The organism is bacterium (genome assembly GCA_035419245.1).
In the GTDB taxonomy this organism is placed as follows: Bacteria; Zhuqueibacterota; Zhuqueibacteria; order Residuimicrobiales; family Residuimicrobiaceae; genus JAKPUX01.
The window spans coordinates 296233-308550 of record DAOLSP010000002.1; the positions used below are offsets into that span (position 1 = coordinate 296233).

Annotated in this window: 8 protein-coding genes; 1 reads left to right on the top strand and 7 read right to left on the bottom strand. The window is 61.9% G+C overall.

Translation table 11 applies throughout. The features are described 5' to 3' along the window. Positions 1 to 94: 94 nt before the first annotated feature. The 7 genes from cimA to galB form a co-directional block, all read right to left on the bottom strand. On the bottom strand, positions 95 to 1666 hold the full coding sequence (gene cimA / locus PLH32_05100; protein ID HQJ63972.1) for a citramalate synthase: 1572 nt from the start codon (positions 1664 to 1666) through the stop codon (positions 95 to 97). Between the two features lie 11 nt (positions 1667 to 1677). Continuing rightward, positions 1678 to 2742, bottom strand: coding sequence for a 3-isopropylmalate dehydrogenase (gene leuB, locus PLH32_05105; GenBank protein ID HQJ63973.1), 1065 nt, complete (start codon positions 2740 to 2742; stop codon positions 1678 to 1680). 15 nt (positions 2743 to 2757) lie between these two features. Beyond that, on the bottom strand, positions 2758 to 4293 hold the full coding sequence (locus PLH32_05110) for a 2-isopropylmalate synthase (protein HQJ63974.1): 1536 nt from the start codon (positions 4291 to 4293) through the stop codon (positions 2758 to 2760). A gap of 64 nt (positions 4294 to 4357) precedes the next feature. Next, on the bottom strand, positions 4358 to 5347 hold the full coding sequence (gene ilvC / locus PLH32_05115) for a ketol-acid reductoisomerase (GenBank protein HQJ63975.1): 990 nt from the start codon (positions 5345 to 5347) through the stop codon (positions 4358 to 4360). A gap of 140 nt (positions 5348 to 5487) precedes the next feature. After that, entirely contained in the window at positions 5488 to 5982 is a 495-nt protein-coding gene (gene ilvN / locus PLH32_05120) for an acetolactate synthase small subunit (protein HQJ63976.1), read from the bottom strand. Next, positions 5982 to 7700: a biosynthetic-type acetolactate synthase large subunit gene (gene ilvB, locus PLH32_05125; protein HQJ63977.1), complete on the bottom strand. Its 1719-nt coding sequence runs from the start codon at positions 7698 to 7700 to the stop codon at positions 5982 to 5984. The genes ilvN and ilvB overlap by 1 nt, the downstream gene beginning before the upstream one ends. A 432-nt stretch (positions 7701 to 8132) precedes the next feature. Continuing rightward, positions 8133 to 10892: a beta-galactosidase GalB gene (galB, locus tag PLH32_05130; GenBank protein ID HQJ63978.1), complete on the bottom strand. Its 2760-nt coding sequence runs from the start codon at positions 10890 to 10892 to the stop codon at positions 8133 to 8135. A gap of 241 nt (positions 10893 to 11133) precedes the next feature. On the opposite strand from galB, the gene PLH32_05135 reads away from it, so the two are divergent. Then, positions 11134 to 12291, top strand: coding sequence for a lactonase family protein (locus PLH32_05135; protein ID HQJ63979.1), 1158 nt, complete (start codon positions 11134 to 11136; stop codon positions 12289 to 12291). The last annotated feature ends 27 nt before the right edge of the window (positions 12292 to 12318 follow it).

Genomic DNA, 12318 nt, shown 5'->3' on the forward strand with positions numbered 1-12318 from the left:
GAACGAAAGCGGATCGCGCGTTTTGCCATCCATTGCCCGTTGCGGCCCTGCACCACAAGGCCGATAGCCTCCTGTGCAGCCGTACGGTAGCGGATCAGGGCTGGTTGCGCAACAGATAATAGTCGATGCCATCTGCCAGCGCCTGCCAGCTTGCCTCGATGATGTTCTCCGAGACCCCAACGGTTCCCCAGCTCGTGGTGCCGTCGGTCGATTCAATAAATACCCGCACGCTCGCAGCCGTCGCCTGGTCGCTGTTGAGGACGCGCACCTTATAGTCCGCCAGCTTGACCTTGCCGAGATCAGGATAGAAGGGGAGGAGCGCCTTGCGCAGGGCTTTGTCCAGGGCATCCACCGGACCGTGCCCTTCGGCGGCGGTATGTTCAACCTGGTCGCGGACTTTGATCCTGAGGATGGCCTCGGCGTAAAGAGAGCCGTTCTCGCTTTTATCGACGATCACCCGGGCACTTTCGAGGGAAAAATAGGGGCTGTACTGGCCCGAAGCCTTTTTGAACAGCACCTCGAGCGAGCCGTCCGCCCCCTCGTACTGATAGCCGAGATGCTCCATTCTCTTGAGTTGTTCCACCAGCTTGCGAATCTCCGCACGGTCGCTGCAGAGGTCTACCCCCATCTCCCCCGCTTTATAGAGAATGTTGCTTTGCCCGCTCTGGTCTGAGACCAGCACGCGGCGATGGTTGCCGACGCGCTCCGGCTCGATGTGTTCATAGGTGCGGTGATCGCGCTGGATGGCGCTGACGTGGATCCCCCCCTTGTGGGCAAAGGCGCTGCGGCCGACGTAGGGGCTCTCCTCGCGATGGGGGAGGTTGGTTACCTCGCTGACGTAGCGGGAGAGAGGGGTGAGTTCCTCGAGGGAGACCGCCGGGGCGAGCGGAACCTTGAGCTTGAGGGCGGCTCCGGCGATGATCGAGCAGAGGTTGGCATTACCGCAGCGCTCACCATAACCATTGATGGTGCCCTGGATATGATGGACGCCCATAGCCAGCGCCGCCAGGCTGTTGGCGACGGCGGTATCGCTGTCGTTGTGGGCGTGCAGGCCGAGCGGGATGTCGGGAAAGCGGTGCATCACCGTCCGGATGATCTCCACCAGCGGCAGAGTAAGGGTGCCTCCATTGGTATCGCACAGGACAAGGCACGCGGCGCCCGCCTCCCGCGCAGCCGCTAGGGTCTCCAGGGCATACGCCGGATCGGCCCGATAGCCGTCAAAAAAATGCTCGGCGTCGTAGACGACCTCCTTGCCATGGTCGTGGAGGAAAGCGACCGAGCTGCGGATGAGATGGAGGTTCTCTTCGAGGGTCGTGCGCAGCCCTGCGATGACGTGGAGGTCCCAGGATTTACCGAAAAGAGTGGTCACCGGGGTGCCGGCCTCGAGCAAGGCGCGGAGGTTGGGATCCTCCTCCGCGGACAGATCGACCTTGCGGGTGCTGCCAAAGGCGGCGATGCGGGCGTTCTTCCAGGGAAGCACAGCAGCGCGGCGGAAGAACTCGAGGTCCTTGGGATTGGAGCCCGGCCAGCCGCCCTCGACATAATCCGCGCCGAAGGCATCCAACCGCTGTGCGATTTTTATTTTGTCATCGGCTGAAAATGCGATGCCCTCGCCCTGGCCGCCGTCGCGCAGGGTCGTGTCATAGATGATGAGCCGGTTATCCATTTGATACTCCTTCAACTCTCGGTGTAGGCAGCGCGGATTTTATCTCCCATCTCCGCCGTGGTGATCCATGGCTCACCCGTGGTGGCGATATCACGGGTGCGCGCGCCGTCCTTCAGCACCCGGCTGATGGCACGATCCAGCGCATCGGCTTCCTTCGGCAAGTTCAGGCTGTGGCGCAGCATCATCCCCACCGAAGCCATCGTTGCGATGGGATTGGCGATCCCCTGGCCGGCTATGTCGGGCGCCGAGCCATGCACCGGTTCGTATAGGGCGGTGCCACTACCGAGGCTGGCGGAGGGGAGCATGCCGAGCGAGCCGGTGAGCATTGCGGCCTCATCGCTGAGAATATCGCCGAAAAGATTTTCGGTGAGGATGACGTCGAACTGTCCGGGATTGCGGACCAGCTGCATGGCGCAGTTGTCGACATAGAGGTGATCGAGGTGGACATCGGGGTACCCTTGCGCCACCTCGAGGACCACTTTTCGCCAGAACTGCGAGACCTCGAGGACATTGGCCTTGTCGACCGAGGTCACCCGGCCGCGGCGGCGCCGGGCGGCATCAAAGGCCACCCGCGCGATGCGCTCGACTTCATGACGATGATAGATCATGGTATTGTAGGCTCTTTCTGCCTCGATCGCTCGCGGCTGGCCAAAATAGAGCCCGCCGGTGAGTTCGCGGACGATCAGAATATCAATGTTACTGACCACCTCGGCCTTGAGGCTCGAGGCTCCGGCGAGACTGGAAAAAATGCGCGCCGGCCGAAGGTTGGCATAAAGACCCAGGCCGCCGCGCAGCCCGAGCAGACCACGTTCGGGGCGCTTCTCCGGCGGCAGGGTGTCCCATTTCGGATGGCCGATCGCCCCCAGGAGCACCGCGTCGCTCTCCTGGCAGAGCGCCAGCGTCGCCGCCGGCAACGGTTCGCCGGTGGCCTCGAGGGCGGCGCCGCCGATCAGAGCTTCCCTGAACTCGATGACGAGGCCGCTCTGCTCGCCGATCACCTGGAGCAAGGCCGCGGCTTCCCGGACGACCTCCGGGCCGATCCCGTCGCCCGGCAGAAGCGCAATGCGAATGGACATGAAGTCTCTCCTCTATTATTCCTTGTTCATCGGCGTGTCCGGCCCGGCGGCCAGAATGCGGTTGAGGGCGTGCAGATAGGCCCGGATCGAGGCCTCAATGACATCGGTGGAGGCGCCGCGACCCAGCCAGGCCACGCCGGCGTGGCGCACGCGCACAATGACCTCGCCGACCGCTTCGGTCCCGCCGGTCACGCCCCGCAGGCTGTACTCCTGCAAGGTTACTGGCAGGCGGACGATGCGGTTGAGGGCATTATAGGCGGCGTCGACCGGACCATCGCCGACCGCAGCTTCCTGCACCCGCTCACCTCCGCGGCTCAATCCCACCGTCGCCGTCGGTACGGTTGTGTTCCCCGAAAGAATATGGAAATAGTCCAGCTTCCAGGTTTCCGGGGTCTCAGCCGTCTCGGCGCTCATCAGGGCGAGGAGGTCGTCGTCAAACACCTCTTTCTTGCGGTCGGCGATCTCGAGAAACCGTTGATAAACCGAATCCAGTTCCACCGGCTGCAAGGTGTAACCGAGTTCCTCGAGCCGGGCTTTCAGACCATGGCGGCCGGAGTGGCGTCCCAGGACGATGGCGTTGGAACCGAGACCGATCTCCTGCGGGGTCATAATCTCGTAGGTAGCGGCATCCTTGATCACCGCATCCTGATGAATGCCCGATTCGTGGGCGAAGGCATTGGCGCCCACGATCGCCTTGTTAGGCTGGACCGGGATGCCCATCAACGACGATACTAACTTGCTGGTGCGCAGGATCTCCCGGGTTTCGATGCGGGTGCTCCGGCCGTAAAAATCGGTCCGGGTCTTGAGCGCCATCACCACCTCCTCGAGCGAAGCGTTGCCGGCGCGCTCGCCGACCCCGTTGACGGTTACCTCCACCTGGCCGGCGCCGTTTTGCACGGCCGCCAGGGTATTGGCCACCGCCAGCCCGAGGTCGTTGTGGCAGTGGACGCTCAGGACCGCTTGGTGCATGTTGGGGACCTTTTCGCGCACCGTGCGGATGAGCGCGCCGAATTGGTCAGGCATGGCAAAACCGACGGTATCGGGGATATTGATCACCGTCGCCCCGGCGGCAATGGCCGCCTCGACGATGCGCAGCAGGAATTCGATCCCGGTCCGCGACGAGTCCTCGGGCGAGAATTCGACTTCCTCGCAGTAGCGTCTGGCGCGGCGCACTCCGGCCACTGCCATCTCGAGGATCTCTTGCTCATTTTTACGGAATTTCTTTTCGAGGTGAATCTTCGAGGTGGCCACGAAGGTGTGGATGCGCGGCCGCTGCGCGCCCCTGAGGGCTTCACCGGCGGCGTCGATATCCTTGTCGATGCAGCGGGCCAGGGCGGCGATGACCGGACCCTTGACCTGGTTGGCGATCAAGCGCACCCCCTCATACTGCGCCTGTGAGGAGACCGGGAAACCGGCCTCGATGACATCGACCTTGAGTCGCGCCAGCTGCTCGGCAATGGTCAGCTTGTCGTTCACCCCCAGGCTGGCGCCCGGGGACTGCTCGCCGTCGCGCAGGGTGGTATCAAAGACGAAAATGGGCTCTTGCGACATAGGCTATTCCTTCTCTTTGCAGCATGCACGTCTTGAGTGCATGCTGCACTTTCACAACAAGAGGTTATTTTGTAAGCCAGCTCATCATGCTGCGCAGCTGTGCCCCCACCTGTTCGATCGGGGAACCCTGCATCAGCCGGCGCAGGGCCTTGAAGCGCGGCGCATGGGCCTGGTTCTCGAGCACCCACTCGGTGGCGAACTGGCCGGTCTGGATTTCATGCAGAATCTCGGCCATGGCCTTACGGCTTTCGGCGCCGATGACCCGCGGCCCGCGCGTCAGTCCGCCATATTCCGCAGTGTCGCTGACCGAATAATACATGCGCGAAAGGCCGCCCTCGTTGATTAAATCGACGATCAGCTTGAGCTCATGCAGACATTCGAAATAGGCGATCTCGGGCTCGTAACCAGCGGCGACCAGGGTCTGGAAGCCGGCCTGGATCAGTTCGGTTACACCGCCGCAGAGGACGGCCTGCTCGCCAAAGAGATCGGTCTCGGTCTCCTCGCGGAAGCTGGTCTCGAGCACGCCGGCGCGGGTGCCGCCGATCCCTTTGGCATAGGCCAAAGCCTTTTCGCGCGCCCGTCCCGAGGCATCCTGATGGACGGCGATGAGGCAGGGCACGCCATTGCCTATCTGGTAGACCCGCCGCACCAGGTGCCCCGGCGACTTGGGGGCGATCATGATCACGTCCACATCGGCAGGCGGTAGGATCTGGCCGTAATGAATGTTGAAGCCGTGGGCGAATGCCAGCACCTTGCCCGGCGTGAGGGCGGCAGCGATCGACTCGGCATAGACCTGCGGTTGGGTCTGGTCGGGCAACAGCACCATGATCACATCAGCGGCACTGCAGGCCTCCTGGACAGAGCGTACCGGCAGGCCTTCTTTCTCGGCTGCAGCGCGCGAGCGGCTGCCGGCGTGCAAGCCGACGACCACCTGGACGCCGCTGTCGCGAAGATTAAGGGCGTGGGCATGGCCCTGGCTGCCATAGCCGAGCACGGCCACGGTGGATTCTTTCAACAGGCTGAGATCGGCGTCTTGTTCATAATAGAGTTTCATGGTGCCTCCGGGGTTAGATCCAGTAATTAGTGACGGAAACATTTCTCACTGTGGCACAGGGGTCACGGAGAGGCAAGCATGGAGGTATTAAAGTCAGCCTGGTTCTGTTGTGCCTCCCTGTGACAGGACTTGATTCTGTACTACTCACTGCTCCTGGGATTGAAATCACGCACCATGGCGATCGGCCCGGTGCGCTCAACCTCCTTGATGCCGAAGGGCCGCACGGTCTGGAGAAAAGCGATGATCTTGGACTCGCTTCCGGTCACCTCAAAGGTCAGGGACTTGGCGGAGATGTCGACTACCTTGGCTCCAAAGATGTTGCCGACCAGCGAGGCCTCGGTCCGTTTGACCGGCGGGCAGTGGATCTTGACCAGCAGCAGCTCCCGGTTGACGAAATCCTCCTTGGTTACATCGGTTACCCGGATGACGTCGATCAGCTTGTTGAGCTGCTTGTTCACCTGCTCGATGACCCAGTCATCGCCGATCACCACCAGGGTGATGCGGGCGGTTCCATCCTCCTCGGCTTTGCCTGCGACGATGCTCTCGATGTTGAAGCCGCGGGCGCTGAAAAGCCCGACGATCCGCGCCATTACCCCGGCGCTGTTCTCCACTTCCAGATTGATGATATGTCGCATCAGGCCATCCCTCTCATCATTTCGTTCAGACCCGCGCCTGCAGGCACCATGGGGAAGACATTTTCCTCTGCGCTGATGACAAACTCGACGATCACCGGCCCGTCATGGGCGAAGGCCTTTTCGAGGAGCGGACGGACCTCCCCGGGTTGATCCGAACGATATCCGGGAATGTTGTAGGCCGCCGCCAGCTTGACGAAATCGGGCAGGTAGACAGGGCAGGATTCGCTGCGGCCGTCGCACGCCTCCGGGCAACGCGCGTCGCGGTTGAGGCAGATCCCCGAGAAACGGCGCTGATAAAAGATCGCCTGCCACTGGCGCACCATGCCTAGAGAGCGGTTGTTGAGGATTATGATCTTGACCGGCAGATGGTAGAGGGCGGCGGTTGCGAGCTCCTGGATGTTCATCTGAATGCTGCCGTCGCCGGCGATGTCGATCACCAGTTTGTCCGGATGAGCGATCTGAGCGCCGATGGCCGCTGGAAAGCCGAAGCCCATGGTGCCGAGCCCGCCCGAGCTGATCCAACTGCGCGGCTGGACGAAATCGAAAAACTGGGCGCTCCACATCTGATTTTGGCCGACCTCGGTGGCGATGATCGCTTCGTGCCGGGTCATCTCGGCGAGCGTGCGGATTACGGCCTGGGGCGAGATGCCGCCGTTTTGGGTGTATTGCAGGGGGTGGTCCCGTTTCCAGCTCGCAATCGTTTCCAGCCAGGCGTCGTGCCGCCGCGGTTCGATCCGCTGGTTGAGTTCGGTGAGGACGCACTTGATGTCGCCGACCACCGGGATCGCTACCTTGACGTTCTTGCGGATGGTTGCGGGATCGATGTCAATGTGGATGATGTCGGCTTTGGGGGCGAATTTGCTCACCTTGCCGGTGACCCGGTCGTCAAACCGCACGCCGATGGCGATGAGGAGGTCGGCTTCCTGGATGGCATAGTTGGCGTAGGCGGTGCCGTGCATGCCGACCATTTTTAGGGCGAGGGGATCGGTCTCGGGAAAAGCCCCCAGCCCCATCAGGCTGGTGGTCACCGGGGCCTGGAGGGTGCGGGCGAGGTGGCCGAGTTCATCGCTGGCGCCGCTGGAGAGGACCCCGCCGCCGGCAAAGACGACCGGCCGTTCGGCGCGGTTGATACGGGCGGCCGCCTTCTGGATCTGCGGCAGGTGGCCGTTGAGGGTGGGTTTGTAGCTCCGGATCGAGACTTGCTCGGGATAGGGCACTTCGGTGCTGGCCTGCTGCACATCCTTGGGGATGTCGATGAGCACTGGACCCGGCCGGCCGCTGCGGGCAATATAAAAGGCGGATTTGAGCAGGCGGGGCAGTTCGTCGACCTCCTTGACCAGATAATTGTGTTTGGTAATCGAACGGGTGATGCCGAGCATGTCGGCCTCTTGAAAGGCGTCATTGCCGATCAGATGGGTCGGCACCTGGCCGGTGATCGCCACCAGGGGGATCGAGTCCATGTAGGCGGTGGCCAGGCCGGTGACGAGATTGGTGGCGCCGGGTCCGGAGGTGGCCAGGCAAACCCCCACCTCGCCGGAGGCGCGGGCAAAGCCATCGGCCGCATGTACAGCGCCTTGTTCGTGCCGGGTGAGGTAGAAGGGAAAGCCCGATCGGTAGAGCTGATCGAAGATATCGATTACCATGCCGCCGGGATAGCCGAAGAGGGCACGGACGCCCTCCTGCCGCAAGGCGTGAATGATCATCTCTGCGCCGGTCATCTTGTCATTCCTTCTGCTGGGATTGCCGCCGGCAATGATACGGCGACGAACCATAATGGACCTATGGCTGCAGAGGTATACGCGGGTGGTACGAATTGGGGATGGTGTGGATGAGATTTGCGGTTATCCTCTTGCAGCCCTGATTTAGTAGATAATCAGAAGCAAGAGGCTAATAAGAATGAGATGTAGAATAGCGATCGTCTGCAGGTGGTCCATGGATATGGGGGGGAGAGAGCGCAGCACACCACGGCGCCAATGACCGGAGTCATTGCGGCGGAACGGAGCGGTGTGTTGCGGATGAATCATGGATTTCCTGCGAGCGCGTCTAATAAGGATTTTTTTAAATATAACCGAAATTCGCTTTAATGTCAAATCTTTTCTTGGCGCCGCAGAGGAATTTCGCACACAACGCTGCCCGGGCAGCACCGGGTGTCAGGATCCACTTCGGACCACCAGCCGCGCCGCTTCCAGTCCTGGCGAGCTGGCGTTGATTTCTATCGTTCCGGATTCCCCCCGCCTGGAGCGGATCACAGCCAGAACCAGACCGCTGAAGGCCTCGCGTTCAGGCGCCGGAAAGGGCACCAGGTTCGTCGGATCGCCGTTGTCGGTGGCGATGATATCCCCGGGGCCTTTTAGGGTGAATCGCACCGAATTCGTGGCGGTGGGCACTGTCCATCCCTGCGCATCGGCCACCCGGACCGTGATGAAAGCCAAATCCTCTCCGTCGGCGGTAATCCGGCTGCGATCGGTCTGTATCTCGAGACGGGCTGGAGCACCCGTTGTGTGGACGACATCTTCGGCCCATTTCTTGCACTCCTTGTAGACGACCGCTTTCAACTCGCCCGGTGTATACCGTACCTCATCCCAACGCAAGCGGGATTCGTAAGGCGCTTTGTGTTTGCGGCCGAGCGATTGGCCGTTGAGGAAGAGTTCGGCCTCGTCGCCAGAGGTGAAGAGGTGCACCGGCGTGATCTGGCCGTGACGATCCGGCCAGTTCCAATGCGGTAGGAGGTGCGCCATGGGCCGATCCGGCCGCCATCGCGCCTGATAAAGGTAAAAGCGGTCTTTTTTGAAACCGGCCAGGTCGATGATGCCGGAGTAGGAACTGCGGGCTTCATAGTAAGGGGTGGGCTCGCCGAGATAATCCCAGCCTGTCCAAACGAACTCCCCGGCCACAAAGGGATGGCGGTCGAGAGAAGCGAAGACCTTGTCCGCCGTCGAGCCAAAATCGACCGCATAGAGCTCATAGGCGCTGACCTGGTGGATCCTGGCATCTCCGCCGCGGCCCTCCCGGACCGGCGCACTCCATTCGGCTGAGACCGGAAAGAGGTAAATGCCGCGGCTGCTGAGCGCCGAGGCGGTCTCGGTGCTGACGATGACTTTGCCCGGAAAGGTCTTGTGGAAGGCCTCATACTGCGGCGCCGTGCGGATGCGGTCAGTCCCCTCGAATTCCGGCGCCTGGCGGATGCCTTCCCCCTGATAGTTGAGGCCGATGAGGTCGAGCACTGCGGGGAGCGGCATGTCCGGCTTGGCCCAGTTCATCGCGCAGGTTACGGGCCGTGTGGCGTCTTCCTCAAGGACGATGGCGCGCAGTTTTTGCGCCAATTCCGCTCCCTGCGCGCCGGTATACTGTTCACCCACTTCATTGCCGATACTCCAGAGGATCACCGAGGGATGATTGCGGTCTCGCCGCACCATGGCGCGCAGGACAGGTTCGTGCCAGTCCTTGAAGATGAGATGGAAGTCGAGCGGGGTCTTTTTCAGCGCCCAGATATCGAAGGCTTCGTCGAGCACCAATATTCCCATCTGGTCGGTCAGGTCGAGCAGTTCCGGAGCCGGGGGATTGTGCGCCATGCGGATGGCATTGCAGCCCATCTCCCGGAGGATTTCGATCTGCCGCTCAGCCGCCCGCACATTGAAGGCAGCACCCAGTGCGCCGAGATCATGATGCTGGTTGACGCCCTGGATGCGGACGGGGCGGTCGTTGACGAAGAGCCCGGAATCCGGATCGAAGCGCAGTGAACGAATGCCGAAGGGCGTTGTGAACTCATCGATAATTTTTTTCTGATGCCATAGCGTGGTGACGGCCACGTAGCAGTGGGGCGACTGCTCCGGTGGCGGGCCCCAGAGCCGCGGCTGCCGGAGCACAAGTGAACTTGAAAGCGTCGTGCTCCCGCCGGCCACTACGCTGGCCGTCAGGGGAGCAAAGCGGCCGACCGCCCGGCCGATTTTCTTGCCCCGGGCATCCAGAGCAAAGATCCGCGTCACGGCCCGGATGCTGGCCTCCTGGTGCGAATCATTGTCAATCGTGACTGTCAGATCGAGGGTTGCGGCGGCGGCGGAGATATCGTGCGCCTTGAGGGCGGTGCCCCACTGGCTGACGTGGATGGGATGGGTCTTGGTCAACCAGACATTACGGTAGAGCCCGCCGCCGGGATACCAGCGCGAGGAGGCGGGGGGATTGTCCAGGCGGATGGCCAGCTGGTTCGCGCTGTTCGGCATGATATAGGGTGTAAGGTCCAGACGCCAAGAGGAATAACCATAAGGCCAGCCGCCAACGAGGTGGCCGTTGAGCCAGACCATGGCATATGCCATGGCGCCATCGATGTCGAGAAAAATGGTTTTGCCGGCATCCGCAGCTGGAATGTCGAGCTTTTTCCGGTACCAGGCTACGCCGGGACTGGGGAGACGTCCCATACCGCCGCCGATCTCGTCGTCCCGATTCAGGATGAAGGGTCCGGCACTCGCCCAGTCGTGCGGGAGATCGACGCACGCCCAGTCGCTGTCATCGAAGCAGTCCTGCACAAAGGGAAAGGTGCTGCCGGGATCGCCTGCGGGGCGGAGATGGCGCGCGGCGGGATCCTGGATGAACCGGTTGCCGCTGGGCAGGATCCAGGCCTTGAGCACCGGCCTAGAGGTCACGGCTGCTTCCGCGTCCGTGGGCCTGGCGTCGGCGGGACGGCCGTCGGCATGCTCCTGTAGCGGCGGCCGCACGTCGTAGATCAAAGAGTCAGCGTCAGCGGCGGCGTCATACCGGAAAAACCGCCAACCCTGGTTGAGGGAGAGGCGCTGCCGGGACTCGTCCGCTGTGCCGGCTGTGGCAGCCGCCGGCAGCGGTGCGGAAAGCGTCCCTGCGGCTAGAGCAGCAAGGATGGATGCTGCCGCGATAGGGTGCTGGAAGACCGATCTCATCGTATGCTTTCCCTGTATTGGGAATCCCTTTGTGCTGTTAAAGATTCTACAACTTTACCGGCACATTCGCAAGACAATTTAATCCGGGGGAGCGAGCGTGTGGTACGCGGTGTCGGTTGGGAGCCGGATTTCCGGGACCACCCGGCTGGATGAATACTGCTTGTTTTTCATCGGACGAATGGCTAATTTGGCGGCGAAAGGTGCGACGTCATGCGAAGATCCTTCATAATCGGGAGACACCATGAAGATAAACCTTTGGGTTTTGGCTGCAGCGGTCCTGATCCTATTTCCGGCCCTGACGGCCGGCCAGAGCATGCGACTTTATACCGGCAAGTATAACGACCAGGGCGGGACGGGATTTCAGCTCATCGATCTCGATCTCAAAGCGGGCGCGTTCCGCATCGCCGCCGAGGCCGACGCCGGGCCCAATCCTTCCTATTTCTGCATCGCGCCCACCCGCGACCTGATCTACGCCATCAACGAGGTTGACGAAATGCACGGCCGGAAGGCAGGCGGTATCACCACACTCGCTGTTGATCCGGCCTCTGGCGCTGTCCGCAAGGTGAGCGAGCTGGCGGTACCGAACGGCGGCCCCTGCTTCATCTCGCAGACCGCGGATGGTATGTATCTTCTGGTCGCCAACTACGGCGGCGGCTCGGTCGCCGTTGTCCGGCTCGATGACTGCGGTATTCCTTCAGTGGTGACTGATACCCTCCTATTTCGGGGGCCTTCCGGAAGCTCCTCGCGCGCCCATATGATTGCTCCCGGGCCGGACGGAAAACGGATCTACGTCACCGATCTCGGCCTCGACCGCATCACGGTCTTTGTGCTGGATCGCGCCACGGGAAAGCTGCAGGCGCTCCCGAACGGCGAGACGGGCCTGACCAGGGGCGCAGGCCCCCGCCATTTCACCTTCAGCCGGGATGGATCCATACTCTATGTGATCAATGAGCGCAATTCGACCCTCACTGTTTTCGCTGTCTCCTCCCAGGGGTTGCTGCAGGAGATTCAGACGGTCAGCACCCTGCCCGAGGGGTACAACGGGACGAATCACTGTGCCGACATCCATCTCGGCAAGAGCGGCAAATACCTTTACGGCACCAACCGCGGCCATAATTCCATCGTCACCTTTCGCGTCGGCCGGAAGGGAGGCCTCACACTTGCCGGCCATACGTCCTGCGGCGGGGATTGGCCGCGCAATTTCGTCATTGATCCCTCGGGCCGCTATATGATCGTGGCGAACCAACGCTCGAATACCCTCAACCTCTTCGCTCTTGATAAACGAAGCGGCCTCCCGCGGCCGATGCCGGCCAGCTGCACAACGCATGCCCCAGCTTGCCTGCAGTTTGCGGTCCGGCCCGGGCCTTCCGCTGGTCAGATGGGACAGCAGGGCCGATAGCGCGGTGTGCCGGGCACACTTTTTTCG

Coding starts and splice junctions, on each gene's coding strand:
- cimA (HQJ63972.1), bottom strand. CDS start 1,666: ATGGATAACCGGCTCATCATCTATGACACGACCCTGCGCGACGGCGGC.
- leuB (HQJ63973.1), bottom strand. CDS start 2,742: ATGTCCATTCGCATTGCGCTTCTGCCGGGCGACGGGATCGGCCCGGAG.
- PLH32_05110 (HQJ63974.1), bottom strand. CDS start 4,293: ATGTCGCAAGAGCCCATTTTCGTCTTTGATACCACCCTGCGCGACGGC.
- ilvC (HQJ63975.1), bottom strand. CDS start 5,347: ATGAAACTCTATTATGAACAAGACGCCGATCTCAGCCTGTTGAAAGAA.
- ilvN (HQJ63976.1), bottom strand. CDS start 5,982: ATGCGACATATCATCAATCTGGAAGTGGAGAACAGCGCCGGGGTAATG.
- ilvB (HQJ63977.1), bottom strand. CDS start 7,700: ATGACCGGCGCAGAGATGATCATTCACGCCTTGCGGCAGGAGGGCGTC.
- galB (HQJ63978.1), bottom strand. CDS start 10,892: ATGAGATCGGTCTTCCAGCACCCTATCGCGGCAGCATCCATCCTTGCT.
- PLH32_05135 (HQJ63979.1), top strand. CDS start 11,134: ATGAAGATAAACCTTTGGGTTTTGGCTGCAGCGGTCCTGATCCTATTT.